The sequence below is a fragment of the Aromatoleum evansii genome (assembly GCF_045689615.1).
GTDB classification, from domain to species: Bacteria; Pseudomonadota; Gammaproteobacteria; order Burkholderiales; family Rhodocyclaceae; genus Aromatoleum; species Aromatoleum evansii.
On the sequence record NZ_CP141259.1, the window covers coordinates 4,171,380 to 4,196,965 of the forward strand.

General features: G+C 68.6%; 21 protein-coding genes and 1 riboswitch. Of the genes, 12 read left to right on the forward strand and 9 right to left on the reverse strand.

Annotation, left to right across the window (positions count from 1 at the left end; translation table 11 throughout):
- Positions 1 to 2 precede the first annotated feature (2 nt).
- Positions 3 to 1,466: a DegQ family serine endoprotease gene (locus U5817_RS19540; RefSeq protein ID WP_407278504.1), complete on the forward strand. Its 1,464-nt coding sequence runs from the start codon at positions 3 to 5 to the stop codon at positions 1,464 to 1,466.
- A gap of 213 nt (positions 1,467 to 1,679) precedes the next feature.
- The gene (locus tag U5817_RS19545) at positions 1,680 to 2,249 is read left to right on the forward strand and encodes a hypothetical protein (protein WP_407278505.1); all 570 of its coding nucleotides are present in this window, start codon (positions 1,680 to 1,682) and stop codon (positions 2,247 to 2,249) included.
- Between the two features lie 6 nt (positions 2,250 to 2,255).
- On the opposite strand, the gene U5817_RS19550 is transcribed toward U5817_RS19545, so the two are convergent.
- From U5817_RS19550 to U5817_RS19565, 4 genes are all read right to left on the reverse strand, one after another.
- Entirely contained in the window at positions 2,256 to 2,870 is a 615-nt protein-coding gene (locus U5817_RS19550) for a cytochrome b/b6 domain-containing protein (RefSeq protein ID WP_169126197.1), read from the reverse strand.
- A 24-nt stretch (positions 2,871 to 2,894) separates the two neighbouring features.
- On the reverse strand, positions 2,895 to 4,511 hold the full coding sequence (locus U5817_RS19555; RefSeq protein ID WP_169126196.1) for a tetrathionate reductase family octaheme c-type cytochrome: 1,617 nt from the start codon (positions 4,509 to 4,511) through the stop codon (positions 2,895 to 2,897).
- Between the two features lie 16 nt (positions 4,512 to 4,527).
- Positions 4,528 to 5,673: a rhodanese-like domain-containing protein gene (locus U5817_RS19560; protein ID WP_169126195.1), complete on the reverse strand. Its 1,146-nt coding sequence runs from the start codon at positions 5,671 to 5,673 to the stop codon at positions 4,528 to 4,530.
- A gap of 76 nt (positions 5,674 to 5,749) precedes the next feature.
- A complete protein-coding gene (locus U5817_RS19565) occupies positions 5,750 to 6,142 on the reverse strand; it encodes a hypothetical protein (RefSeq protein ID WP_169126194.1) in 393 nt (130 codons plus the stop codon).
- Between the two features lie 294 nt (positions 6,143 to 6,436).
- Between U5817_RS19565 and U5817_RS19570 the strand changes: the two genes are divergently transcribed.
- On the forward strand, positions 6,437 to 7,495 hold the full coding sequence (locus tag U5817_RS19570) for an RNA methyltransferase (protein WP_169126193.1): 1,059 nt from the start codon (positions 6,437 to 6,439) through the stop codon (positions 7,493 to 7,495).
- A gap of 7 nt (positions 7,496 to 7,502) precedes the next feature.
- Here the strand turns inward: U5817_RS19570 and U5817_RS19575 are convergent, their stop codons facing one another.
- Positions 7,503 to 8,663, reverse strand: a complete 1,161-nt coding sequence (locus U5817_RS19575) for an NnrS family protein (protein ID WP_407278506.1) — start codon at positions 8,661 to 8,663, stop codon at positions 7,503 to 7,505.
- Positions 8,664 to 8,929: 266 nt separating this feature from the next.
- Here U5817_RS19575 and U5817_RS19580 point away from each other — a divergent pair, with 266 nt between their 5' ends.
- The 3 genes from U5817_RS19580 (at position 8,930) to miaA (ending at position 13,706) form a co-directional block, all read left to right on the forward strand.
- Entirely contained in the window at positions 8,930 to 10,120 is a 1,191-nt protein-coding gene (locus U5817_RS19580; protein ID WP_407278507.1) for an MFS transporter, read from the forward strand.
- Positions 10,121 to 10,285: 165 nt separating this feature from the next.
- A riboswitch (cyclic di-GMP riboswitch) is annotated at positions 10,286 to 10,371 on the forward strand.
- A 56-nt stretch (positions 10,372 to 10,427) separates the two neighbouring features.
- Positions 10,428 to 12,605: a S8 family peptidase gene (locus U5817_RS19585; protein ID WP_407278508.1), complete on the forward strand. Its 2,178-nt coding sequence runs from the start codon at positions 10,428 to 10,430 to the stop codon at positions 12,603 to 12,605.
- 153 nt (positions 12,606 to 12,758) lie between these two features.
- On the forward strand, positions 12,759 to 13,706 hold the full coding sequence (gene miaA / locus U5817_RS19590) for a tRNA (adenosine(37)-N6)-dimethylallyltransferase MiaA (RefSeq protein WP_407278509.1): 948 nt from the start codon (positions 12,759 to 12,761) through the stop codon (positions 13,704 to 13,706).
- Here the strand turns inward: miaA and U5817_RS19595 are convergent.
- The 4 genes from U5817_RS19595 to purM form a co-directional block, all read right to left on the reverse strand.
- Positions 13,701 to 15,044: a hypothetical protein gene (locus U5817_RS19595; RefSeq protein WP_407278510.1), complete on the reverse strand. Its 1,344-nt coding sequence runs from the start codon at positions 15,042 to 15,044 to the stop codon at positions 13,701 to 13,703. The two genes, miaA and U5817_RS19595, sit on opposite strands and share 6 nt — an antisense overlap.
- The gene (locus tag U5817_RS19600; RefSeq protein ID WP_407278511.1) at positions 15,041 to 18,115 is read right to left on the reverse strand and encodes an efflux RND transporter permease subunit; all 3,075 of its coding nucleotides are present in this window, start codon (positions 18,113 to 18,115) and stop codon (positions 15,041 to 15,043) included. The genes U5817_RS19595 and U5817_RS19600 overlap by 4 nt, the downstream gene beginning before the upstream one ends.
- A gap of 10 nt (positions 18,116 to 18,125) precedes the next feature.
- Positions 18,126 to 19,271 (reverse strand): efflux RND transporter periplasmic adaptor subunit, encoded by a 1,146-nt coding sequence (locus tag U5817_RS19605; protein ID WP_407278512.1) that lies wholly within the window; start codon positions 19,269 to 19,271, stop codon positions 18,126 to 18,128.
- A gap of 245 nt (positions 19,272 to 19,516) precedes the next feature.
- Positions 19,517 to 20,563 carry a phosphoribosylformylglycinamidine cyclo-ligase gene (purM, locus tag U5817_RS19610; RefSeq protein WP_169126188.1) on the reverse strand — a complete coding sequence of 349 codons (1,047 nt, stop codon included), beginning with the start codon at positions 20,561 to 20,563 and terminating at the stop codon, positions 19,517 to 19,519.
- A gap of 139 nt (positions 20,564 to 20,702) precedes the next feature.
- Here purM and U5817_RS19615 point away from each other — a divergent pair, with 139 nt between their 5' ends.
- From U5817_RS19615 to U5817_RS19640, 6 genes are all read left to right on the forward strand, one after another.
- Entirely contained in the window at positions 20,703 to 21,794 is a 1,092-nt protein-coding gene (locus U5817_RS19615; protein WP_407278513.1) for an AI-2E family transporter, read from the forward strand.
- A complete protein-coding gene (hda, locus tag U5817_RS19620) occupies positions 21,791 to 22,462 on the forward strand; it encodes a DnaA regulatory inactivator Hda (protein ID WP_407278514.1) in 672 nt (223 codons plus the stop codon). Before U5817_RS19615 ends, hda begins: the two co-directional genes overlap by 4 nt.
- 34 nt (positions 22,463 to 22,496) lie before the next feature.
- The gene (locus U5817_RS19625; protein WP_169126185.1) at positions 22,497 to 23,159 is read left to right on the forward strand and encodes an HAD family hydrolase; all 663 of its coding nucleotides are present in this window, start codon (positions 22,497 to 22,499) and stop codon (positions 23,157 to 23,159) included.
- A gap of 158 nt (positions 23,160 to 23,317) precedes the next feature.
- Complete coding sequence (gene pcnB / locus U5817_RS19630) at positions 23,318 to 24,676, forward strand: polynucleotide adenylyltransferase PcnB (protein ID WP_169126184.1); 1,359 nt, start codon at positions 23,318 to 23,320, stop codon at positions 24,674 to 24,676.
- Complete coding sequence (gene folK / locus U5817_RS19635) at positions 24,673 to 25,185, forward strand: 2-amino-4-hydroxy-6-hydroxymethyldihydropteridine diphosphokinase (RefSeq protein ID WP_169126183.1); 513 nt, start codon at positions 24,673 to 24,675, stop codon at positions 25,183 to 25,185. The genes pcnB and folK overlap by 4 nt, the downstream gene beginning before the upstream one ends.
- Before the next feature lie 24 nt (positions 25,186 to 25,209).
- Positions 25,210 to 25,572 carry a DMT family protein gene (locus U5817_RS19640; protein ID WP_169126182.1) on the forward strand — a complete coding sequence of 121 codons (363 nt, stop codon included), beginning with the start codon at positions 25,210 to 25,212 and terminating at the stop codon, positions 25,570 to 25,572.
- Positions 25,573 to 25,586 lie beyond the last annotated feature (14 nt).

Genomic DNA, 25,586 nt, shown 5'->3' on the forward strand with positions numbered 1-25,586 from the left:
TCATGTCACTACAGGCGCTCAAGTTACCCGTCATTGCCGCGGCGATTGCCGCGACGCTGTGGGGCGGCTATGAAATCGGCCGCTCCGTGGACCAGGCCCCCGCCGCGACCACCCCCACGGTCGTGCGCAAGGGGGGGCAGCCGTACGCGGCCGCGTCACTGCCGGACTTCGGCAGCATCGTCGATTCCTACGGCCCCGCGGTCGTGAACATCAGCGTCGAAGGCACCGTGAAGACCGCCGCGCGCGGTCGCACGCCCTTCGGCCAGCTCGACCCGGACGACCCGTTTTCCGAGTTCTTCCGCCGCTTCGCCCCGCGCGGGCAGGGCAAGCCCGGCGAGCAGATCACGCACGGCCAGGGCTCGGGCTTCATCGTCAGCGCGGACGGCATCGTGCTCACCAACGCGCACGTCGTCGCCAACGCCGACCATGTCACGGTGAAGCTCACCGACAAGCGCGAGTTCACGGCCAAGGTCATCGGCATCGACAAGCCGACCGACATCGCGGTGCTGCGCATCGACGCGCAGGACCTGCCGACCGTGCCGCTCGGCGACCCCACGGACATCCGCGTCGGCGACTGGGTGCTCGCGATCGGCTCGCCCTTCGGCTTCGAGAACAGCGTCACGGCGGGCATCGTCTCGGCAAAGTCGCGCTCGTTGCCCGACGAGGGCTACGTGCCCTTCATCCAGACGGACGTCGCGATCAACCCCGGCAACTCGGGCGGGCCGCTACTCAACCTGAAGGGCGAGGTGGTTGGCATCAATTCGCAGATCTACAGCCAGTCGGGCGGCTATCAGGGGCTCTCGTTCGCGATTCCGATCAGTGTCGCGGCGCATGTGAAGGATCAGCTGCTCGCGCAGGGCAAGGTGACGCGCGGGCGCCTGGGCATCGCGATCCAGGACCTGAACCAAGGCCTGGCCGACTCGTTCGGCCTGGCGGTGGCGCGCGGTGCGCTGGTGAGCCATGTCGAGCCCGGCAGCCCCGCGGCCGAGGCCGGGATCGAACCGGGCGACGTCGTGCTGAAATTCAACGGCGAGGCGATCGCTTCGTCCGCGGAGCTGCCGCCGCGCGTCGCCGTGGTCACCCCAGGCAAGCCGGCGAAGCTGGAGATCTGGCGCAAACGCAAGGCGCAGGAGATCACCGTCACCGTCGGCGAGCAGCAACCCGAGAAGGTGGCCGCCGCCGAAACGCCCCCGGATGACGGCGGCCGCCTCGGCGTATCGGTGCGCCCGCTGACGGCCGACGAACAGAAGGAGGTCGAAACGCGCGGCGGACTTCTGGTGCTAGACTCATACGGTCCGGCAGCCCGCGCCGGCATCGAGGAAGGCGACGTGATCCTCGCGGTGAACGGCAAGCACGTGAACCGCGTGGACGATCTGCGCAAGCAGCTCACCGACGCCGGCAAGCACGTCGCACTGCTGATCCAGCGCGGCGACGCGCGCATCTTCGTGCCGATCGAACTGGGCTGACGCCGCCACGATTGCCGACTGTCGCCCTGCGTCAGTGCCCCGGGGGACGACAGGTTGTCAGCCTGAGGGGCACCGCATGGACGGCCGGGCAGGCGTCGCCCCCCCTGACGACTGCCCGGCCGAGTCCTGCAGCATTCCGGCCGACGCTGCGGGCACACGCTGACGGGGCGAATCGCGCAGCTCTTTCACCCCGCTTTCAGCCGAATTCCCCGCATGCTCGTCGCCCGCATCGAAGCCCTGATCTATCGCATCCTGCGCTTCGCCGAGGCCGGGCACCGCCTGCTGCTCGCCTGCAGCGCGCTGTCCTTCGTCGGCACGCTGACCGCGGCCTGGCCGGTGACCGCGGTGGTCGTGCCCGCGACATTGATGGCCGCGGGGCGCTGGCGCGCAATCACGGGTGTTGCTGCGCTCGGCAGCGCGATCGGCGCGACCGTGCTGATGGTGGTTTTTCACCATCTGGGCTGGACGCAACTCTACGAGCGCTTTCCTGAGCTCGCGACCGATCCGTCGTGGGCGCAGGTGGTCGACTGGGGAACGCGCTACGGCACGGCCGCACTGTTCCTGATCGCCGCCTCGCCGCTGCCGCAGACCCCCGCGCTGATGTTCTTCGGCGCACTGCGTCCGGACTACGCCGGCGTGTTCGTCGCCATGCTGGCCGGAAAACTGCTGAAATACGGCGTCTTCGCGTGGGTCTCCAGCCACTTTCCGGAGCGGGTCGGCCGATCGCTCGGCTCCCTGCTGCGGCGCGGCCGCAAGCAGGGCACCGGGGACAGCGACGTGTAGCGCGCTTCAGGACTTCGCGCCGGCCTGCGGATCCTCGATCTCCTCCCAGCCGGTGATCATCGCCTTGAGATGGCTGCTCCAGGTATGCCCTGTGGTGATCACGTACACATGCACGATGAAGAAGCCGAGCATGAGGAAGGCGCCTATCGTGTGCAGCACGGCAACCACGCCCAGGTCGAGCCCGAGGCCGGCGGCGTTGATCTCGTTGTAATAGAGATAGGCGAGCCCGCTCAGCCAGATCAGCGGATTGATCATCAGCTTCACGTTTAGGTAGGCGAGGCGCTGCAGCGGGTTGTGCTTCCTCAGCTGCGTCAGCCGGAACGGGTGCGGCGCATGCGTGAAGATGCCGCTCAGGTAGTAGCGCAGCATCGCCACGAGGTTCTCCGTCGTCGGGATGTACTGGCGCCATTCTCCGGTGGTGAAGTGCCAGAAGATCGCGAACACCCATAGCGCGATCAGCGCCCAGGCCGCACTGGTATGCAGCTCGCTGGCGTCGCCGTAGCCCAGCAGGGTGTAGGTGCCGTGGATCTCGAAGCCGGTGACCATCATCAGGATGATCAGCAGCGCCTGCGACCAGTGCCAGAAGCGTTCGAAGCGCTTGAAGATGTAGATGCGTTCCATGGTGATCTCTCCTTGGCTCTTCGTTCAGCCCTTGCGACGCAGGATGCGCAGCCCACCGTGCGCAAGCGCACCCAGCAGCGCGCCGCCCGCCATCAGCCAGCCGAACAGGTCGACGAGGGGATGGGCGTCGCGACCCGGGATATACACGCCTCCGACCTTCTCCAGGCGTCCGCCCCTCATGTGGCATTCAGCGCAGCGCACCGCGTTCTCCTTGGGCGCGACCATGTGTGTGATCGGCCATGACATCTCGGTACGGATGAAGTCCACCTCGCCCGAGAACGGCGCACCGGAGACCTGCATGCCGGTCTTGATGGCCTTTTCCCAGCCGAAGTTCTTCCAGTACGCGGTGTCGTCGTTGCCCGCGGTGTGCGGGGTGACGAGGGTGCGGTTCACCGGGTCGTAGGGTTGCACGCCGACGAACACCTTCATCGGCCAGATCAGGGACTTGCCGTCGTCCGCGCTGCCGCCGAGGCGGTTGATGCGCGTCACACCGCTGTCCTTGTCCACCTTGTCGCCCAGCAGCGTGTAGGTGACCTCGCCGTTGAACCAGCGGTACTCGGGCACGACGTTCTCGCCGAGCACAAAGTCGCCCTTCTTGGAGTCGTAGATCACCCGCCCCGCCTCATCCTTCTTCAGCATCGGCTTGCCGTCCGGCCCCATCTGCCCTGCGGTCGACCAGTCCCAGCTCATCTTGGTCGCGACCCCGCCGCGTGCGATCTCCGGGATGTGGCAGGTCTGGCAGGCGACGACGTCGGTGTGGTCGTTGAGCTTCGCCGCATGCCCGCCGCCCTTGTGCGGCGCCTGGCCGTGACACGCGGGACAGGTCGCCGGCAGCGAGTCGTCCGCGCGACCGGGGATGTGCGCGCCTTCGGTGTCGCGCGCGACCGGCGTGTAGCGGCTGCCCGGCACGTCATGGCTCGAGGTGCGGTGGCAGGTGCCACAGCTGAAGTCGAGCCCGGTGGCGTCCATGTGCACGTCGAGCTCCTTGTCCGGCGCCGCGAGCGAGGAGTCCATGTCGCCATGCTTGACGCCGTCGCCGCCGCCGCCGAAGAAGTGGCACGTGCCGCAGGTGTCGCGGCTGCTGCGACCGACCTTCTGCGCGACCTTGGTCAGGTCCACCGCCTTCGCGAACTTGCCCGATCCCGGCGGGATCTCGGTGTCCTGATAGGGCGGATGGCCGGCGAGTCCCGGCAGCTTGCGATAGCTGCCGGTGGTGTCATGGCACACCAGGCAGTCGACGTTCTGCTCGGCGGTGAAGTCGAAGCTGGCGTCCTTCCAGCCGTAGCCGACGTGGCAGCTGGTGCAGAAGGGGTAGTTCGACGGGATCGAGATGCAGAAGTTGTTGATGACGTTCTTCTTGCCGAGCTTCTGGTCGGTCGCGGGATTGAGGAATTCCCAGCTCCAGTGCTTGGTGTTGTGCACCTGCTTCGCCGCCTCCGTGTGGCAGATGAGGCAGGCCTTCGTGACATCGGGGCCGGACGCGAAGCCCTGCTGCAGCTCCTTGAACTTGGTGTGATCGGCGGTGCTCGCCTTCGTCGCCGCAAGCGCCGGCCCGCCCTGGAATGCGGCGCCGGCTAGCGCGGCGGCGAGCAACGCGGCCGCCCAGGGGCGCGCACGCCGATTCGTTCGATTCGTCTTCATGGCGATTCCCCGCTTGCTAGTTCTTCTCGACCATCGTGTAGCTGCCGTCGCGCGCCCACTTGATGTCGGCGTTGAGGAAGAAGGTCTTCAGGGCGGGCTTGTAGAGCTGCACCATGTCGTGCGCCTCGCCGCTGCGCCCGCCCGCGCCGCAGAAGAACACGATGGGCTTGTCGGCCGGCAGCTCGTCGATGCGCTTCTCGAGCGTATTGACCGGGACGTTGACCGCGCCCTTGAAGGTGCCCGCGGCGAACTCGTTGGGCTCGCGCACGTCGATCAGGTGGATCGTGTCGGGGGCCTCCTTGTAGATCTTCTCGAAGGATGCGACAGCGATCGTTCCGCTCTCCTTGCCGGCCTGGATGACGGGCTTGGCGGCCGCAGCGCCCTCGGCGGTCGGGCCTGCGCCGTACAGGCGCTCCCACTCCGGATAACCCTCGGGCACCACCTTCACCTGCGTGTAGCCGAGCTTCACCGCCTTCGCGGCGGAATCCGAACTCAGCCTGCAGGTGAGGCCCTCGCAATAGAAGTACAGCGGGCTCGCCTTGTCGGCGGGCAGGCGGTCGACGAGCTTGTCGAACTGCGAGTCGGGCAGGCTGATCGCGCCTGGGATGTGGCCCTTGTCGTACTTGCGCTCCTTCGGCCGCGAATCGACCAGCGCCATCGGGGCGCCCTCGTCCATCAGCTTCTTGAGATGGGGCACCGAGATCGCCGCCATGTGGCCGTTCTTCACCCAGTCAGGGAAACCGGCCGCATACACGCGGATATCGGTGTAGCCGAGCTTCTCGGCGCGGAAGGCGGAGTTGTGGCTCAACATGCACTCGAGACCGTCGCAGTAGAAGATCAGCAGCGTGGCTTTGTCCTGCGGCAGCTTGTCGGCGAGCTTGTCGAACTGGCTGTCGGGGAGGCTGAGCGCGGTCGGGATGTGGCCCGGATCGTACTTGCGCGCGGTCGGGCGCGAGTCGATGATCTGCACGCCGTCGGGCTTGGGCAGGACCGCATAGCGGGCGACGAAGTCGGCATCGACGATGCGGCTGTACCAGCCCGCCTTCGCCTCCGCAGCGGCGGGCGCGTCGGCGGCGATCGCAGCGCCGGACAAGGATTGCAGCGGAACGGCGCCCAGCGCCGCCAGCAGGGCCGCGAAGGCCAGGGTGTGACGGAGTTTCATGATGGCTCCCTGAACGATGAGGGACTCGTCCCGCGCCAAGCGCGGGCGAAGGTCCGGAATGCGTGGAGGCGGGTGATCAGCTGCAGCTGGCCGGCGCGTCGCCGTCCTTGGCGCCCTTGATGACGAAGGCCTTGATGTCCTCGAACAGCTCGGCATCGGGCACGTCGGCGAACTTGTCGGCCGCCTTGTTCTGCGAGCGGATGCTGGCGCGGTAGTCCTTGCCGACGTACTTCTTCAGCGAGTCCTTGCCGGCGGCGTGCTTGTCCGCTTTCAGATAGCCCTCCCACTGCGCCATCGTCATCGTGCTGGGAGCGATGGAGCCGCCCGCCTGGGCGGCATGACAGGCGGTGCAGACGCTGCGGTAGTAGATGCGGCCGCGCTTCCAGTCGGCGTCGTACGCGGCGGCGCCGAAGCTGACGCCGAGGAGACTCGTCGCAAGGATCGAGAACAGTAATTGACGGGGTTTCATGATGTGACACTCCGGTTTGCGGAAACTGTCTTCGCCTGCCCGTCGGCCCGCTTCCAGGTCGCAGCCCGGGAAACCCAAGGGCATACGAAATCTGGAGCCATTCTATCAGCATTAAATTCGCATTTAATTATTCTCTTATTTGAATGTGACCCAGATCACTCCGCCGCGCGTTTTCCCGGCAAACCCGGGGGAACGGGTGTAAAATTTTTGATTCTTGTGCACCGCAACGACCCAGCCGGAAGCGGCAGCCCGACCCGGCTCATGTGCGCCACCGGCCCGCATCGCCCCCCCTCCATGCGTATCGAACACCTCCGCCAGCGACTGCGCGACCTCGGCGCCAAGCCCTGCCACGAACAGGCGATCCTGCGTGCCTGGGCCCAGGCGCGCCCGCTCGACAGCGGCCGCAAGCGCGCGGACGGCTTCCTCTCGCCGCGCATCCTCGCCGCCCTGCCGGCACTGGGCGAGGAGCTGCACGGGCTCGCGCGCGTGCTCTCGGAGCATCCCGGCGAGGACGGCTCGGCGCGCCTGCTGGTGCAACTCGCCGACGGGCAGTCGGTGGAAAGCGTGCTGCTGCCGCGCGACGGCGTGTGCGTGTCCTCGCAGGTCGGCTGCGCGGTCGGCTGCACCTTCTGCATGACCGGCCGCGACGGCCTCATCCGCCAGCTTGGCAGCGCCGAGATCGTCGCCCAGGTCGTGCTCGCGCGCGCGCGCCGCTTCGTGAAGAAGGTCGTGTTCATGGGCATGGGCGAGCCGGCACACAACATCGACAACGTGCTGGAAGCGATCGACTTCCTCGGCACCGAGGGCGGCATCGGTCACAAGAACCTGGTGTTCTCGACGGTGGGCGACCACCGCGTGTTCGAGCGCCTGCCGCAGGGGCGCGTGAAGCCGGCACTGGCGCTGTCGCTGCACACGACGCGTGCCGACCTGCGCGAACACCTGCTGCCGCGCGCCCCGCGCATCAGCCCGGAGGATCTGGTCGAGCGCGGCGAGGAATACGCCCGCGCGACCGGCTATCCGATCCAGTACCAGTGGACGCTGCTCGCCGGCATCAACGACACCGACGCGGAGATCGACGGCATCGTGCGCCTGCTCGCGGGCAAGTACGCGATCATGAACATGATCCCGTGGAACAACGTGGAAGGCTTCGGCTTTGCGCGCCCCGAACGCGAACAAGCGGAGGCGATCGCACGCCGGCTGCACGCACGCGGCGTGCTCACCAAGCTACGCCAGTCGGCAGGCCAGGACGTCGACGGCGGCTGCGGCCAGCTGCGCGCCCGCCTCGTCGCGCCGCGCACGCCGGCCGTGCTGCGGCGCTTTCCCGCAACCGACGCGGACCTGCGGGCGGACTGATCCGGCCTCAGTGCTCCTTGCCGTCCACGCGCGGCGCGAGCAGGAAGGGAATGTAGCGCCAGCCGAGGATCGCGAAGCACGCGAACCATGCCGTCGCCGCCAGGTGGATCCATCCCGTGTACATGCCCGGCACGATCTGCGGCAGCACGACGCGCGCGACGAAGGCGCCGATCATGATCCACAGCACGAGCTTGTCGCCTGCGTCGAACACGACCTTGCGCCCCGTATGCCCCTTCGAGATGCGTACCAGCATCGCGGGGATGATCAGCCCCATCACGCCGAACGTGAACACGTGCACCGACAGGCTGCCGACCCAGCCCGGCGACCCGTGCAAGGCGACGAATTCGAGCAGCAGCTGCACGGCGATCGCCGCATAGCCGAGGTACATCACCGCCAGCTCCAGCCGGCGCATCGCGAGCTGCGGTTTCCAGAAGGCCAGACGCGCGACAAGGAGAAAGGCGAGCACGACCAGCAGGGCCCCTGCCATGGGCTTGGGCATCCAGGCGACGAAGACCAGGGAAAGCGCGGTCAGCTTGATCGGGTTGTCCAGCAGCGGATGGCGCAGGATCTCCGCCTGGAACACGCCCTTCATGAACTGCGTCAGCGTGCGTTCGAGCATCACGAGGAAGGCGACGCGAAAGAGCCCGACCGCCATCGTCACGCCGGACTGAAAACTGTCGCCGCCCAGCATCAACAGCTTCGCGGCGATGAAAAGCGGCAGCGCGACGAGGAAGAAGTAGTTGTCGCGGAAGCTGTCCTGGCTGCGGTAGCGGATCAGCGTCCACAGCAGCATCGCGACGATGGAGCCGAGGTACACGGTGTTCGACAGCCAGAACAGCGCGGCCGGCCACTGCCCGCCCCAGGCCATGCCGGCGCGCTCGAACAGCCATGCGGCGACCAGCCACATCAGCGCCGCACCGTGGTAGCCGCGAATCTGCACCCAGTTCTTCGACGCGGTGAGCAGGAAGCCGCCCATCACCGCCCAGCCGAAGCCGAAGAACATCTCGTGCGCGTGCCACTGCACGGGGGTGAAACGCCCCACCGGTGCGGGCAGCGCGCCGCTGAACATCAGCGCCCACAGTAGCGGCAGGCTCAGGCCGGCGAAGCAGGCGAGGCTGAAGAAGGGGCGGAATCCGACGAGCCAGAACGGGTGGGAGACGAGCTTCATGAGAAGGGCTAATGGGGTAGCGATCAAAGACACGACCGTTCGCCCTGAGCTTGTCGAAGGGCTGTCAGGGCTTCGACAGGCTCAGCCCGAACGGTATCCAGGTGCAGCGCAGGCAAAGGGATGAAACCGATAAGCGGACCAAACCGCCGCCGATTCTGGACGAGGCTGCCGAGCGTCTCCTTGATCTGCGACATTTCGCGCCTGTCATTTCACTGCCTCGCGCTGCATGACAGAATGCCGGCAACGCCCCGACCCGGTACCGGACCATGCAAGACGCCCCGCCCGCGGCCCCCTCCACACGACCGAAACTGCCGGCCGCGATCTGGATGCTCGGCTTCGTCAGCCTGTTGATGGACGTCTCCTCCGAGCTGATCCACAGCCTGCTGCCGGTCTTCCTCGTCACTTCGCTGGGCGCCGGCGCACTCGCGGTCGGCCTCATCGAAGGCGCGGCGGAAGCGACCGCGCTGATCGTCAAGGTCTTCTCCGGCGCCCTCTCGGACTACTGGGGCAGGCGCAAGCCGCTCGCGGTGCTGGGCTACGGGCTCGGCGCGATCTCCAAGCCGCTGTTCGCGCTGGCGACGAGTGCCGGCATGGTGCTCGCCGCACGCCTGATCGACCGCGTCGGCAAGGGCATCCGCGGTGCGCCGCGCGATGCGCTGGTGGCCGACATCGCCCCGCCCGAAGTGCGCGGGGCGGCCTTCGGCCTGCGCCAGTCGCTCGACACCGTCGGCGCATTCCTCGGCCCGCTGCTCGCGATGGGGCTGATGCTGCTGTGGGCGAACGACTTCCGCGCGGTGTTCTGGGTCGCGATCATCCCCGGCTTCCTCTCGGTCGCGCTACTCTTCTTCGGCGTGCGCGAACCCGAACGCCCGCCCGGCACACCGGTGCTCAACCCGATCCGCCGCGAGAACCTGCGTCAGCTGCCTCGCGCCTACTGGTGGGTCGTCGGCATCGGCGCGCTGTTTGCGCTGGCGCGCTTCTCCGAGGCCTTCCTCGTGCTGCGCGCGCTCGACGCCGGCCTGCCGGTCGCGTACACGCCGCTGGTGCTGATCGGCATGAACGTCGTCTATTCGCTCACCGCCTACCCCTTCGGCCGGCTCGCCGACGGCATGAACCACGCGCGCCTGCTCGCGCTCGGCCTCGTCGTGCTGGTCGCGGCGGACCTCGCGCTGGCGCAAGGCGCCGAGTGGCCCTGGCTGGTCGCCGGCATCGCGCTATGGGGCCTGCACATGGGCATGAGCCAGGGCCTGCTCGCCACGATGATCGCGGACACCGCCCCCGCCGCGCTGCGCGGCACCGCCTACGGCGTCTTCAACCTCGTCAGCGGCATCGGCCTGCTGCTCGCGAGCGCGCTGGCAGGCCTGCTGTGGGAACAGTTCGGCGCCGCCTGGGCCTTCGTCGCCGGCGCCGCGCTGGCGGGCGCGACGCTGCTCGTCGTGCTCATGCGAACGCGCTGAAACATCGTCGGAGATGCGCGCCTGGCGTACATCTCCGAAGGGCGGAAAATCGGCCCTGGCGCCCCCTTGACGACGGTCAATATTCCTTTCCGAACAACACCCTACAGTTCCCCAACGACCTGCCGTTAATGCAGGAGTCGCAGCCTTTTCCGGTGCGACAGTTTCGCGCGTCAAGGGCACACCCGTCGAAAGGCGGGGCCGCAAATCCTCCGGGCTAAATCCTTCACGGACATGCTAGCGGGGTTGCCATAACGATCACCGGATCGAGCGCTCTTGGCGTTTCACGCTGTACCAGGAGACGCGCATCATGCAACACCGCCCCACCCTTCTCGCGATCGCGCTGGCGACCGCCTTCCCCCTGACCGTCCTGGCCCAGGAGGTCGAACGCCAGGCCGCCGCGCTGACGTCCGGCGAAATCGCCTACAACCGGATTCACGTGCAAGTGAAATCCGACTTCGCCCATGCCGCCGGCCATACCGGACGCAACGCGATAGTCGCGGTGCTCGACACCGGGCTTGACGGCAAGCACCTCGAACTCAACACGCAGCTGGCGAACAGCCGCATGTTCGACGCGACGACCCGCAAGTGGGTCGCGCCGACGGACGGCGACGGACATGGCACCCATGTCGCCGGGATCATCGCCGGCTCGACGGGTACCGGCTACAGCTACGGCATCGCCCCCGATGCGAAGCTCCTCGCAATCAAGGTCTTCGCCAGTGACGGCACGGCGAGCAGCACTACCCTCGCGAACGGCCTCAAGACTGCCGCGGGCACCCGCGGCGTGTCGGTCGTCAACCTGAGCCTCGGCGGCACCGGCCCTCTCGGCGCGACCTTCGAGAACGCGCTGCGCTCGGCGATCGCGTCCGACAAGCTGATCGTGGCCGCCGCGGGCAACAACGGCGGCGCCTCCCCGATCTGGCCCGCCCGCTACGCGAAGGAGAGCTGGGCCAACGGCCAGATCGTCGCCGTCGGCGCCGTCGATGCGAACAACCAGCTCGCGAGCTTCTCCAACCGCGCCGGCGACACCGCCAACTGGTTCATCGTCGCCCCCGGGGTCGGCGTGCTGTCGGCCTACCCCGGCAACCAGTACGCCTTCATGAGCGGCACCTCGATGGCGACGCCCATCGTGTCGGGCGCGGCCGCCCTGCTCGAAGGCGCCTGGCCGCAACTCACGGCAGGGCAAGTGGCGTCCATCCTGTTCCAGACCGCGACCGACCTCGGGGACCCGGGCACCGACGCCGTCTACGGCCGCGGTCTCCTCAATGTCGAACGCGCCATGCAGCCGGTGGGCACGCTCGCCGTGCCGCTGGCGACCTCGTCGAAGAAAGCCAAGCGCTCGACCGCCACGCTGCGCACATCCGTCGCATCGTGGAGCGGCCTGCGTGCCGCAGCCCTGGACGGCGGCTTCCGCGGCGTCGCCGTCGACGACTTCAACCGCGACTTCGCGACCGACTTCGGCACCGGCATCCGCGCCCCCGCAGCGGAGCGCATCGCCGACGCGCTGGACCTGGCAGGCCGTTCGCTGCAGTTCGCCGAGCAGGTGCATGCCGATGGCTCGCGCTTCGTGGCGGCGGTCGAGGAGCGGCGTCCTCGGGGCCTGCGCGCAGCCGAGGATGCACGGCGCAGCCTCGTCGCCGGCAGCGCGGTGTTCCGCCTTGCCGGCGGGCAGGAGCTCGCCTTCGCGACGGGCAGCCTCGCCGGCGCCTATTTCGGACTCGCCGGCACTGATCATGCGCTGGCCAATCCCTACCTCTGCCTCGCGCGCTCGTCGGGCCAGCTGGCCTTCGGCTTCACGCGCGATGCGCTGAGCTTCAAGGCCGGCGTGCTTGACGCCGGACTCAACGCGGCGATGGGCCGCCAGCACGAATGGTCCGAAGTGCGCGGCGGGCGCGCGGCGATCACCGAGCTGAACTACGCCCTCGGGCGCGACGGCACGATCGGCATCCAGTACGCCGACGTCGCCGAACAGGACTCCTGGCTCGGCGGCGTCGCGGGCGACGCGCTGGCCCTCGAACAGGCCGGCACGCGCACGATCACGGCACACGCCAGCCATCGCATCGGCCGCAACACCGTCGCCGCCGCGCAGTATTCGATCGGCCGCACCGCCGACACACGCGGCAAGGGCCTGCTGAATGCGGCGGAGAACGTGCGCTCGGATGCCTTCGCGCTCGGCCTCGTCGGCCACCATGCGCTGACGCGCGACGACCGCTTTGCGCTCACACTGTCGAGCCCGCTGCGCATCACCCGCGGCACGGCGACGGTCGCGATGCCGGTCGCCATCACCGAGGCGGGCGAGACCGTATTCGAGACGCGGCGCGTCGGGCTCGCCGCCACGAGTCGCGAGCTCAAGCTGGGCCTCGATTACGCGGCGCCGCTGTCGCGCTCGTCGAGCCTGTCCGTGCTCTTCGCCAACCGCCACAACGCCAACCACGTTACCGGCGAGCGTGAACTGCAAGCCGGCGTCGTCTATCGCGCCTCGTTCTGACGCGCGTCGCCAAAGGGGCCCCGGTTCCGGCCAAGGCTGGGCCGGGGCCCCTTCCTCATTCGCACCGGCGCTCCGGCTCGGCTCCAACGGCATTCGTCGCTACAATCCCGGCTCCTGACACCCTCCGTCCAAGGCCGCCGGCTTCTCTGCGCGATGCATCCCCCCGCCCTGCTCCTCCTCGGCCCCACCGCCAGCGGCAAGACCGCCTCCGCGCTCGCGCTCGCGCGCACCCTGCCGGTCGAGATCGTCAGTGTCGACTCCGCCCTCGTCTATCGCGACATGGACATCGGCACGGCTAAGCCGACGGCGGAGGAACTTGCCGCCTGCCCGCACCACCTGATCGACATCGTCACGCCCGAGGAAAGCTATTCGGCCGCGCAGTTCCGCGCCGACGCCCTGCGCCTGATGGACGAGATCACCGCGCGCGGCCGCATCCCGCTGCTCGCAGGCGGCACGATGCTGTACTTCAAGGCGCTGCGCGACGGCCTATCCGACCTGCCCGCGGCGGATGCCACCCTGCGCGCCCAGATCGACGCACAAGCGCAGCGGCACGGCTGGCCGGCGCTGCACGCCGAACTCGCCCGCCTCGACCCGGACGCCGCTGCGCGGCTCGAACCGACCGACTCGCAACGCATCCAGCGCGCCCTCGAGATCGTCCGCCTCACCGGCCGGCCGCTTGCCGACAGCTACGCGCGGCGCGAGATGGCGCCACCGCCCTTCCGCCTGCTGCCGATCGCGCTCGCGCCGTCCGACCGCGCGGTGCTGCACGCGCGCATCGAACAGCGCTTCGATGCGATGCTCGCGGCCGGCCTCCTCGACGAAGTGCGCCGCCTGCGCGAACGCTACCGACTCGACCTGTCGATGCCCTCGATGCGCTGCGTCGGCTACCGCCAGGCGTGGGAATTCCTCGACGGCATGGACGACCACGACACGATGCGCTTCAAGGGCATCGCCGCGACGCGCCAGCTCGCGAAGCGCCAGCTCACCTGGCAGCGCCAGTTCCGCGACACCTGGCCGGAACTGATCGAACTCGATTGCCTGCGCACGGATCTCGCCGACGCCGTCGCCGCGACGGCGCAGCGCCTGCTCGCCGCCTCATAGCAGCCCCCGCCACGCCCCCACGACGATGAGCCACAGCGACGCGAGCACGTAGCTCGCAAGGCAATAGCGCAGGTTGCCCCGCGCCAGCCCCACGGCCGACAGCCCGAATCTCCCCTGCAGCGACAGATGCACGCCCGCCATCGGATTGAGCGCGAGGCCGATGCTCCAGGCCATCAGGAAGATCTGCGCCAGCAGCATCGGATCGGGAGACAGCGGTGCGAGCCAGGTCGCCGCGATCACGATCGTGATCACCGTATGCACGCCGATCGCCGCAAGCGCGACCATCGCGCCCAGCACCAGCGCTGCCTCCACCGGACCGAAGCGATCGAACGGCGTCCAGCCCGCATCGCCCTGCATCAGCGCCTGCAGGCCGGTGGCGAACACGCCCGCGGACAGGAACAGCATCAGCTCCCCCGACATCGCCGGCAGACGACGCAAGGCATGGGCCGCAAGCCGCTCGACACCATCGACCGGCCCGCGCGCCACCAGCATCGACACGACGCTGATCATCAACGCCGAACCGCTGATCACCGCGAGCGACGACCAGCCGGGCAGCCACACCAGCCCCGCCGACACCATCGCCGTCAGCGCCAGCGGCAGCCACAGCGAGGACGCCCGCATCGGAAAACCGACGAATCCCCCCTCGCCCCCGTCCGCCGAGACCGGCAGCGTGCGCGCAATCAGCCACAACAACACCGCGGCCAGCGGCACGCCGGCCAGCACGAGCTCCTCCAGCCGCGCCCCCGGCGCATAGGTCAGCGCCACCGCCATCGCGCCGAAGAACGGCGACCACAACGCCGCGAGGAGGAATCCGCGTGCGAGCAGCGCCGCCTGCGCCGCGCTCAGGCGACCGTCCCGGGCGATGCGCTCGGCGATGATGAACACGACCGACATGTTGATGACCGCCCCGAGCACATGCACGCCCGCAAGCGTCTGCCATAGCGCGCGACGGCCGCGCGGCAGCGGCCGTTCCCCATCCTTGCCGACACCGACGAGCTGCAGGAAGCTCACGGCCGCCAGCATCCCGAGCAGCGCAGTGTTCTGCGTCAGCAGACCGCTCCACGCCGGCCGCCCCCCGCGCCAAACCGCCACGCCCAGCGCGAGCATCCCCAGCCCGCACAGGATCAGCGCGAACCGGCGCTGCCCCGCATCGAGGCGCGGCCACAGCGCGACGCCCGCGCCCCACGCGGCGACACCCGCCGGCCAGGCCGGCAGCCCGGTGCGTGCGCCGTGGGCAAACGCCAGCAGTACGAGCCCCGCCATCAGCCAGGCGGCGAGGACCGCGCGCGGTCGGGACAGTGTGTGGAGATGCGCGTCGGACACGCCGCGGACGCTCACGCGGACGCGGGCGCGCCGTCCTCGACCGCGCGCCGGTTGCGTTCACGCCGCGCGAGCAGCGTATAGACGGTCGGCACCACGAAGAGGGTGAAGAAGGTCCCCAGCAGCAGCCCGCCGACGATCACCCAGCCGATCTGCTGGCGGCTCTCGGCCCCCGCCCCGGTCGCCAGCGCGAGGGGGATCGAGCCCAGCACCATCGCCCCGGTCGTCATCAGGATGGGGCGCAGGCGCAGCACCGACGCATCGATCACCGCCTCGCGCAGCGCCGCGCCCTGGTCGCGCAACTGGTTCGCGAACTCCACGATCAGGATGCCGTGCTTCGTGATCAGGCCGACCAGCGTCACCAGCCCGATCTGGCTATACACGTTGAGAGTGCCCCCGGCGAAATACAGCGCCGCGAGCGCCCCGGTCATCGACAGCGGCACCGTCAGCATGATGATGAAGGGATCGCGGAAGCTCTCGAACTGCGCCGCCAGCACGAGGTAGATGAAGGCCAGCGCGAGCACGAAGGTCAGCGCCAGGCTCGCCGAACTGGTCTTGAACTCCCGCGACTGGCCGTCGTAGTCGATCGCATAGCCGGCCGGCAGGATGCGCCCCGCCGCCCCCTCGAGCCACTCCAGCGCCTCGCCCATCGCGAAGCCCGGCGCGAGGTTAGCCGAGATCGTCACCGAACGGCGCTGCCCGAAGTGGTTCAGCTCGCGCGGACTCACGCGGTCGTGCACCTTCACGAGGTTCGCCAGCGGCACCATCTCGCCATTCTTCGCGCGCACGTAGATCTCGCGGATGTCGCGCGCGACGGCCCGGCTCGGCGCCTCCACCTGCACGATCACGTCGTACTGCTCGGCGTCCTGCTTGTACCGCGTCACCTGGCGCCCGCCCAGCATCGTCTCCAGCGTGCGCCCGATCACATCCACCGGAATGCCGAGATCGGCCGCCTTGTCGCGATCGACGTCCACCGCGAGTTCGGGCTTGGTGAGCTTGAGATCCGTGTCCGGCGACACGAAGCCCGGCTGCCTGCGCATCTCGTCGAGGATCAGGTCCGTGTAGCGCGCGAGCTCGTCGTAGGACTCCGAGGTCGTGATGACGAAGCTGATCGGGCGCGTGCGCGGGCTCTGCCCGAAGGACGCCGGCAGCACCGGGAAAGCCTGCAGGCCGGGGATCGCCGCCATCTTCGGCCGCATGTCGCCGGCGATGGCGGTCGAATTGCGCCCGCGCTCCGCCCAGTCGCTGAAGCCGGCAAAGGAGATCCCCTGCGACACCGTCGGATTGCCCGAGATCACGAGGTAGCGATCCACCTCCGGCACCTTCGCGTAAATCCCCTCCAGCTGCGCCGCATAGCGCGCCATGAAATCGATCGTCGCCCCTTCCGGCCCGGAGAAGATGCCCACGACGCGCCCGCGGTCCTCGACGGGCGCGAGCTCGGTCTTGAGCGTCTTCAGCAACACCAGCGATGTTCCGGCGACCACGGCGAAGGCCAGCATCACGAGCCAGCGCACATTCAGCGCAACCCCCAGCGCGCGCCGGTAGCCCACCGTAAGCCCGCCGAGGAAACCCTCGATCGCGTTATACACGCGCCCGTGCTTCCTCTCGTGACGCAGCAGCTTGGAGCACATCATCGGCGACAGCGTCAGCGCGACGAATCCCGACACGATCACCGCCCCCGCGAGCGTCAGCGCGAACTCCGTGAACAGCTTGCCGGTGCGTCCCGTCATGAAGGCCACCGGCGCATACACCGCCGCGAGCGTGATCGTCATCGCCACCACCGCAAAGCCGATCTCCTTCGCCCCGCGGAAGGCCGCCGCGAGCGGCTCCATGCCTTCCTCGACATGGCGATAGATGTTCTCCAGCACCACGATCGCGTCATCGACGACGAGGCCGATCGCCAGCACCAGCGCGAGCAGCGTCAGCGTGTTGATCGAGAAGCCGAACAGCAGCATCAGCGCGAACGCGCCGACCAGCGACACCGGGATCGTCACCAGCGGTATCAGCATCGCGCGCCAGTTGCGCAGGAAGAAGAAGCAGATCACCGCGACCAGCAGCACCGCCTCCCAGATCGTGCTGAACACCGACTCAATCGAGCGCTCGATGAACACCGTCGTGTCGTTGGCGATGTTCATGCGCATGCCTTCGGGCAGTTCCGCCTCCAGCACCGGCAGCATCTCCACGAGGCCGCGCTTGAGATCCAGCGGATTCGCCACCGACTGCTTGATCAGGCCGATCGACACCGCCGGCTTGCCCATGAAGCGCACCAGCGTGCGCTCGTTCTGTGCCGCAACCTCCACGCGGCCCACGTCGCGGATGCGCACCGCGTAGCCGCCGGGCGCCTGCGGCTCGCGCACGACGATGGCCTCGAACTCCTGCGGCGTATCGAGATCGGTCTGCGCCACCACCGCGAACTCGCGCTCGCGGCTCTCGATGCGGCCGGCCGGCAGCTCCACGTTCTGGCGCCGGATCGCGTCCTCCACGTCCTGCGGCGTCAGCCGGAAGGCCGCCAGCCGGTCGCGGTCCAGCCAGATGCGCATCGAATAGCGGCGCTCGCCGAACATGCGTGCATCCGCCGCCCCCGACAGCGTCTGCAGGCGCGGCTTGACGACGCGGCTGGCGAAGTCCGAGAGTTCCAGCGGCGAATGGCGGTCCGACGAGAACGCGATCCAGATGATCGGGTTCGCGTCCGCCTCCACCTTCGAGATCACCGGCTCGTCGACGTCGTCGGGAAGGCGCCGGCGCACGCGCGACACGCGGTCGCGCACGTCCGCGGCGGCGCTGTCGGCATTGCGCTCGATGCGGAAACGCACCGTGATCTGGCTGCGCTCCTGGCGGCTGATCGACTGCAGCACATCGACGCCCTCGATGCCCGCGAGCGAATCCTCCAGCGGCTTCGTCACCTGCGACTCGACGATCTCGGCGCTCGCGCCGGTATAGGTCGTATCCACCGTCACGACCGGCTCGTCGATGTTCGGATACTCGCGCACCGTCAGGCGCGAATAAGACATCAGCCCGATCAGCAGCACCAGCAGCGACAGCACCGTCGCGAACACCGGGCGCCTGATGCAGATCTCCGACAGGACCATGGCCGCCTCCTCAGCTTGCCGGCTTGGCCGTTCCGGCTGCCGGCGCGACCGGCGCCTCGCCCGCCCCGACGAGCTTGACGGCCGCCCCGTCGCGCAGCTTCTGCTGTCCTGCGGTGACGATCACATCGCCCGCCTGCACGCCCTTGACGATCTCCACCCGCGTGCCGCGCCGCACGCCGGTCTTCACCTCGACGCGCTGCGCCTTGCCGTCCACCACGCGATACACGAACTGCACGTCACCGGGCGCCGGCACCAGCGCCTCCTCGGGCACGACCGCGACGTTCGCGCGCTCCTGCAGGATCAGCCGCACGCGCGCGAACATCCCGGGGCGCAGGCGTAGCCCCTCGTTCTGCAGCGACGCACGCATCACCACCGCCCGCCCCTGCTCGTCGACGAGCGGATCGATCGCGCTGACCACGGCGGCAAAGCGCCCGCCCTCGACCGCATCGGATGCCAGCTCCAGCTTCTGCCCCGGGCGGATCTGCGCGAGGTAGATCTCGGGCAGGCGGAAATCCACCTTCAGCGTCGCGATGTCCTCCAGATTGACGAGGTTCTCGCCTTCCTTGACGTAGTCGCCGACGCTCACGTTGCGGATGCCGACGATGCCGGCGAAGGGCGCGCGGATGCGCATCTTGTCCAGCCGCGCCTCGGCCAGCGCCATGTTCGCGCGCGCCACCTCCAGCCGCGACGCTGCCTCGTCGCGCGCGCTCTGGCTGAGGAACTTGCGGTTGAAGAGATCTTCGGTGCGGCCGAAATTCGCCTGCGCGAGCGCAAGGTTCGCCTTGGCCTGCTGCACTTCGGCCCGCTGCACGGCGGCATCGAAGTCGACCAGCACGTCACCGCGGCGGACCGGGCTGCCCTCGCGGAAGCGGATCGTCTCGATGCGCCCGGCGACTTCCGGGCGCAACACGACCGACTCGTTCGAACGCAGCGTGCCGACCGCGCCCACGTCGTCCGCCATCGCCTCGGCCACGACCGTCGTCGTCTCGACCTCCGCAGGTCCCTGCGTGGCGCCCCCCTTGGCACCCGCCGCCGCTTTCGCCCCGGGCGCCGACGGCACTGTGCCGACGCTGCGTTGCGCGTAATACGCATAGCCCGCGAGAGCGGCGATTCCGGCAAGGCTGAGGGCGGCGATCAGATGACGACGGACGGGCATTTTCGGCGAGCACTCAAACAATCAAGGCGGCGGTCGGCTATCCCCGTTCGCCCTGAGCTCGTCGAAGGGCACTGGCAGGGCCTCGACAAGCTCAGCCCGAACGGTATTTCGTTGCCGGGTTACCAGGAAAGATCCGGAAAAAAAACGAGCGCACCCTTTCCTGTGCGCTCCCTGCCTGCTGCTGACAACGGTTCCGGCAACAAAGTTGCGCGGTCGGCAGGCGCGCGTGCCGCGCGCCCCCGAAATCAGGCCACCGTCGTCTGCGCCACGCCTTCCGCGCGCGCCTCGATGCGACCGAGGCGATACACCGTCTCGCCCGCCGCCTCCAGGTTCGCAACCGCCGCGTCGGCCTGCTCCGGCGCCACGATCACGACCATGCCGACGCCGCAGTTGAACACGCGGTACATCTCCTGCGCGTCCACGTTGCCTTCGCGCTTCAGCCACTGGAACAGCGGCGGCAGCGTCCACGACGACGCATCGATCGTCGCGGTCAGGTTGTCGGCGAGGATGCGCGGCACGTTCTCCGTCAGGCCGCCGCCAGTGATGTGCGCCATGCCCTTCACGACACCCGGGATCGCGCGCATCAGGCCCAGCATCGGCTTCACGTACAGGCGCGTCGGCTCCAGCACCACGTCGCGGAAGGGGCGACCGTGGAAGTCCGCGTCGAGGTCCGGCTGCGCGCGCTCGATGATCTTGCGGATCAGCGAATAGCCGTTCGAATGCGCACCGCTGGACGCCAGCCCCAGCACCACGTCGCCCGGCCCGATCGTCGAGCCGTCGATGATCTCCGACTTCTCCACCGCGCCCACCGCGAAGCCCGCGAGGTCGTACTCGCCGTCCGGATACATGCCCGGCATCTCGGCGGTCTCGCCGCCGATCAGCGCGCAACCCGACAGCTCGCAGCCGCGCGCGATGCCGCCGACGACCGCGGCGGCGGTTTCGACATCGAGCTTGCCGCAGGCGAAGTAGTCGAGGAAGAAGAGCGGCTCGGCGCCCTGCACGAGGATGTCGTTCACGCTCATCGCGACCAGATCCTGGCCCACGGTGTCGTGCTTGTTGAGCTGGAACGCGAGCTTCAGCTTCGTACCGACGCCGTCGGTGCCGGACACCAGCACCGGCTCGCGGTACTTCTTCGACAGCTCGAACAGCGCGCCGAAGCCGCCGATGCCACCCAGCACCTCGGGGCGCATGGTGCGTTTCGCCAGCGGCTTGATGCGGTCGACGAGGGCGTCGCCGGCATCGATATCTACGCCGGCATCACGGTAGGAAAGGGAGGGTTTCGGGGAGCTCAAGATCGTTCCTCAGGCTTGCTGGATGCGCGTTCGGGCCGCTTCCGGGGGCGGCCGAACTTGAGGCCGCCACGCCAAGTGGCTACATTTACGGGTTTCGCGGGCCACCATAGCCCGCGCCAAGTCCGCGATTTTACTCGAAATGAACCCTTCCCGCGCCGACCGTCTGCAAACCGCCGCCTGGGCCGGCGTCGCGCTGGCGCTGGTCGCCCTGTTCTACGCCCTGTCGCCCATCCTCGCGCCCTTCGCGATCGCCGCCGTCTTCGCCTATATCTGCGATCCGGCAGTCAACTGGATGGCCGCCCGGCGCATCCCGCGCCCCGCCGCGGTGCTGATCGTGATCCTCGGCGCCGGACTGCTGCTCGTGCTGCTGTTCCTGATCCTCGCCCCGATGATCTGGCGCGAAGCGATCGCGCTCATCCGCCGCCTGCCCGACCTCATCGAGCTCCTCAACGCGCGCGTCGCCCCCGTCCTGCAGGCGCGCTTCGATATCGACTTCCAGCTCGACGCCGCCTTCGTGCGCACCTGGATCGCCGAGCACTGGGACAGCGCGCAGGACCTCATCCCCGTGATCCTCGGCCAGCTCCGCCAGGGCGGGCTCGCGCTGCTGGGCGCCGCCGCCAGCGTCTTCCTCGTGCCGGTCGTGATGTTCTACCTGTTGCAGGAATGGCCCCGCATCCTCGACGGCCTGCAGACCGTCATCCCGCGCCCGATGCTCGAACGCACGATGCGCATCATCAACGACATCGACCGCGTGCTCTCCGAATTCCTGCGCGGCCAGCTCTCCGTGATGCTGCTGCTGGCCGTGTATTACAGCGTCGGCCTGTGGATCGCCGGCCTCAAGTTCGCGCTGCCGGTCGGCGTCATCACCGGCCTGCTCGTCTTCATTCCCTACGTCGGCTTCGGCGGCGGCCTGCTGCTCGCCATCCTCACCGCCCTGCTGCAGGCCGAAGGCTGGTCGCCGCTGATCGGTGTCGCCATCGTGTTCGGCCTCGGCCAGCTCATCGAAAGCTTCGTGCTCACCCCCTACCTCGTCGGCGAACGCATCGGCCTGCACCCGCTCGCGGTGATCTTCGCGCTGATGGCCTTCGGCCAGCTCTTCGGCTTCGTCGGCGTCCTCGTCGCCCTGCCCGCCAGCGCAGCCATCCTCGTCGGCCTGCGCGAAGTGCGCACGGCCTGGCTCACCAGCCGCCTCTACCTCGGCGACGCCGACTCGCCCCCGCCGCAGTCATGAAACAGCTCGTTCTCGACATCCGCCCCGACGCACCGCCGGCCCTCGACAATTTCGTGGTCGGCAACAACCAGGAACTCGTCGCCGCCCTGCACGACGCCGCGCAACTGCCCGGCCACGTCTACGTGTGGGGTCCGGCCGGCTGCGGGCGCACCCACCTGCTGCGCGCCGCCGTCGACGCCGTCTGCAAGGCGGGCCGCCCCGCGGCCTATCTCGAAGCCGCCCGGATCGGCGACGAACTGCCGCAAACACCCGACCTGCTGCTGGCCATCGACGACATCAATGCGCTCGCCGCGGAGGCGCAGATCGCGCTCTTCAACGCCTTCAATCGCTCGCGCCCGCTCGGCCAGAAACTGCTACTCGCCGGCGACGCCCGCCCCCTCGCGCTGGTGCTGCGCGAAGACCTGCGCACGCGCGTGGGGCAATGTCTCGTGTATGAAGTCCGCCCGCTCGACGACGAATCGCGCGCAGCCATCCTCGCGACACTCGCCGCCCGCCGCGGCCTGCGGCTGGCCGACGAGGTCATCGACTTCCTCATGCGTCATGGCCGCCGCGACCTCCCCAGCCTGCTCACGGTGCTCGACGCCCTCGACAACGCCTCGCTGGAACGCAAGCGCGCCGTCACGCTGCCGCTGCTGCGCGAAATGATGCAGGCCGGCCTCGACATCTGAGCCGGCCGAAGGCCCCAACCCCAAGGAAATACACGTGGATCTCGTCCTTTTCGACCTCGACAACACCCTCCTCGCCGGCGACTCCGACTTCGCCTGGGCCCAGTTCCTCATCGCCAAGGGCGTCCTCGACCGCGAAGTGCAGGAAGCGAAGAACATCGAGTTCTACGAGCAGTACAAGGCCGGCACGCTCGACATCTTCGAGTTCCTCGACTTCCAGCTCGCCCCGCTCGCACGCCACTCGCGCGAGCAACTCGACGCCTGGCACCGCGAGTTCATGGCCGGCTCGGTCGCACCGATGATCACCGACAAGGCCCGCGCGCTGGTGCGCCAACATACCGAAAGCGGAGCCCTCGTCGCCGTCGTCACCGCCACCAACAGCTTCGTCACCGGCCCCATCGTGCGCGAATTCGGCATCCCGCACCTCGTCGCCACCATCCCCGCGCAGGAGAACGGCGCCTTCACCGGCAAGCCGCGCGGCATGCCCGCGTTCAAGGCCGGCAAGATCGAGCGCGTCGACGCCTGGCTCGAATCGCTCGGCCTGTATGCCGGCAGCTTCGCGCGCTCGTGGTTCTACAGCGACTCGCACAACGACCTGCCGCTGATGTCGCGCGTCACCGATCCCGTCGCCGTCGACCCCGACGACACCCTGCGCGCCCACGCGACGCAGGCCGGCTGGCCCATCATGTCGCTGCGCTGAGCCCCGTCGCCCCGTGGGAGCGGCTTCAGCCGCGAATCGGCGCCCATTTGCGGCTGAAGCCGCTCCCACAGCACGATCCACCCCACAATGCCGCCCCTACCGCAGCGCCGCATCGGTTATGATTCCGAGCTTATGTTGACTGCACCCCTTTCCCTCCAATGATCCGCAAGCTGCTGCGCAAGGTCTTCCGCCGCGCCGCCTCGCCCATCAACACCGAACCTGCGCTGGTCCCCGTCACCCAGCACGGCATCCGTCGCGAACAGATCTCGCCTGCCGCCCGCAAGGTGTGCACCGTGCTGCAGGAAGCCGGCCACAAGGCCTTTGTCGTAGGCGGCGCCGTGCGCGACCTGCTGGTCGGCCATCCGCCCAAGGACTACGACGTCGCCACCAGCGCAACGCCCGAGGAAGTGCGCGCGCTGTTCCGCCGCTCGCGCATCATCGGCCGCCGCTTCAAGATCGTGCACGTCATGAGCGGCCCGGAAACGATCGAAGTCTCGACCTTCCGCGCCAGCCAGACTGCCGAGGACGCCGAAACCGACGAACACGGACGCGTCCTGCGCGACAACGTGTACGGCTCGCAGGCCGAGGACGCCACGCGCCGCGACTTCACCGTCAACGCGCTGTACTACGACCCGACCACCGAACAGATCCTCGACTACCACCACGGCGTCGCGGACCTCAAGCAGAAGACCCTGCGCATCATCGGCGACCCGCGCGCGCGCTACCGCGAAGACCCCGTGCGCATGCTGCGCGGCGTGCGACTCGGCGCCAAGCTCGGGCTCACGCTCGACCCCGCCGCGCGCAACCCCATCCGCGAGATGGCGGAACTCCTCGAGAACGTGCCCGCAGCACGCCTCTTCGACGAGATGCTCAAGCTGCTGTTCTCCGGCTACGCCGTCAAGTGCCTGCAGCAGTTGCGCGAGGAGGGCCTGCACCACGGCCTGCTGCCGCTGCTCGACGTGATCCTCGAACAGCCACTGGGCGAGCGCTTCGTGTGGCTGTCGCTGGAGAACACCGACGAGCGGGTACGCGCCGACAAGCCCGTCTCACCGGGCTTCCTGTTCGCGACCCTGCTGTGGCACGAGGTGCTGGCCAACTGGGAAGCGCGCAGGAAGGACGGCGAGCACACCCAGCCCGCGCTCTTCGCGGCGATGGACGAAGTGCTCGACAAGCAGGCCGGCAAGCTCGCGATCACCAAGCGCATCGTGGGCGACATCAAGGAAATCTGGGCCCTGCAGCCGCGCTTCGACAAGTGCACCGGCAAGACCCCCTATCGCCTCATCGAACAACCGCGCTACCGTGCCGCGTGGGACTTCCTGCGCCTGCGCGCCCAGTCCGGCGAGATCGACGCCGCGCTGCCGGAATGGTGGGATCGCTTCGCCCACGCCGGCCACGACGCGCGCGAGGCCCTTCTCGCCGCGGCGCCGTCCGCCGGCGAAACCGCCGAGCGCAAACGGCGCCGACGCCGGCGCAAACCGGCCGCAGCCGAGGCCACCGCGAGCAGCGACGCGTCATGAGCCCCCACCGCCCGCTGCCGCACGGCAACCCGGTGCGCGCGTTCATCGCCCTCGGCGCCAACCTGGGCGATACCGCCGCGGCACTCGACAGCGCCTTCGCCGCCCTGGACGCCCTGCCCGGCACCCGCCTCGTCGCGCGTTCCGGCCTCTACCGCACCGCACCGATCGGCGTCACCGGTCACCCGGACTACCTGAACGCCGTCGCCGAAGTGGAAACCACGCTGCCCGCGCAGAAGCTCCTCAACACCCTGCTGACGCTCGAAGCGCTGCACGGCCGCAGGCGCGAAACCGAGCTCGCCCCGCGCACGCTCGATCTCGACCTGCTCCTCTACGGCGACGCGACGATCTCCCAACCGGGTCTCGAGATCCCGCATCCGCGCATGCACCAGCGGGCCTTCGTCCTCGTCCCGCTGGCCGAAATCGCGCCGGACACTGCGATTCCCGGCCATGGCCGCGCCGCCGACCTGCTCGACGCCGTGGGCGACCAGCGCATCGAGCGCGTTTCCTGATCCGCCTGCAACACCGAGTCGCCCATGACTGCCTGGATGCAGACCCTGCCCGCCTGGGTGCAGACCGCGATGCTGCTCACCGCATCGAACGTCTTCATGACCTTCGCGTGGTACGGGCACCTCAAGAACATGCAGTCGAAGGCCTGGTTCGTCGCAGCCATCGTCAGCTGGGGCATCGCCCTCTTCGAATACCTGCTGCAGGTGCCTGCGAACCGCATCGGCGCAAGCGAGCTGAACCTCGCCCAGCTCAAGATCATGCAGGAAGTCATCACCCTGCTGGTCTTCGTCCCCTTCGTCGTGCTGTACATGAAGCAGCCGATCAAGCTTGACTACCTTTGGGCCGCCCTGTGTATGCTTGGCGCGGTATATTTCATCTTCAGAAACTAAAGGCGACTCTGCTG

What these genes read in the sequence shown, in the direction of transcription:
- U5817_RS19540 (WP_407278504.1), top strand. Translation starts at nt 3, where the DNA reads ATGTCACTACAGGCGCTCAAGTTACCCGTCATTGCCGCGGCGATTGCC.
- U5817_RS19545 (WP_407278505.1), top strand. Translation starts at nt 1,680, where the DNA reads ATGCTCGTCGCCCGCATCGAAGCCCTGATCTATCGCATCCTGCGCTTC.
- U5817_RS19550 (WP_169126197.1), bottom strand. Translation starts at nt 2,870, where the DNA reads ATGGAACGCATCTACATCTTCAAGCGCTTCGAACGCTTCTGGCACTGG.
- U5817_RS19555 (WP_169126196.1), bottom strand. Translation starts at nt 4,511, where the DNA reads ATGAAGACGAATCGAACGAATCGGCGTGCGCGCCCCTGGGCGGCCGCG.
- U5817_RS19560 (WP_169126195.1), bottom strand. Translation starts at nt 5,673, where the DNA reads ATGAAACTCCGTCACACCCTGGCCTTCGCGGCCCTGCTGGCGGCGCTG.
- U5817_RS19565 (WP_169126194.1), bottom strand. Translation starts at nt 6,142, where the DNA reads ATGAAACCCCGTCAATTACTGTTCTCGATCCTTGCGACGAGTCTCCTC.
- U5817_RS19570 (WP_169126193.1), top strand. Translation starts at nt 6,437, where the DNA reads ATGCGTATCGAACACCTCCGCCAGCGACTGCGCGACCTCGGCGCCAAG.
- U5817_RS19575 (WP_407278506.1), bottom strand. Translation starts at nt 8,663, where the DNA reads ATGAAGCTCGTCTCCCACCCGTTCTGGCTCGTCGGATTCCGCCCCTTC.
- U5817_RS19580 (WP_407278507.1), top strand. Translation starts at nt 8,930, where the DNA reads ATGCAAGACGCCCCGCCCGCGGCCCCCTCCACACGACCGAAACTGCCG.
- U5817_RS19585 (WP_407278508.1), top strand. Translation starts at nt 10,428, where the DNA reads ATGCAACACCGCCCCACCCTTCTCGCGATCGCGCTGGCGACCGCCTTC.
- miaA (WP_407278509.1), top strand. Translation starts at nt 12,759, where the DNA reads ATGCATCCCCCCGCCCTGCTCCTCCTCGGCCCCACCGCCAGCGGCAAG.
- U5817_RS19600 (WP_407278511.1), bottom strand. Translation starts at nt 18,115, where the DNA reads ATGGTCCTGTCGGAGATCTGCATCAGGCGCCCGGTGTTCGCGACGGTG.
- U5817_RS19605 (WP_407278512.1), bottom strand. Translation starts at nt 19,271, where the DNA reads ATGCCCGTCCGTCGTCATCTGATCGCCGCCCTCAGCCTTGCCGGAATC.
- U5817_RS19615 (WP_407278513.1), top strand. Translation starts at nt 20,703, where the DNA reads ATGAACCCTTCCCGCGCCGACCGTCTGCAAACCGCCGCCTGGGCCGGC.
- hda (WP_407278514.1), top strand. Translation starts at nt 21,791, where the DNA reads ATGAAACAGCTCGTTCTCGACATCCGCCCCGACGCACCGCCGGCCCTC.
- pcnB (WP_169126184.1), top strand. Translation starts at nt 23,318, where the DNA reads ATGATCCGCAAGCTGCTGCGCAAGGTCTTCCGCCGCGCCGCCTCGCCC.
- folK (WP_169126183.1), top strand. Translation starts at nt 24,673, where the DNA reads ATGAGCCCCCACCGCCCGCTGCCGCACGGCAACCCGGTGCGCGCGTTC.
- U5817_RS19640 (WP_169126182.1), top strand. Translation starts at nt 25,210, where the DNA reads ATGACTGCCTGGATGCAGACCCTGCCCGCCTGGGTGCAGACCGCGATG.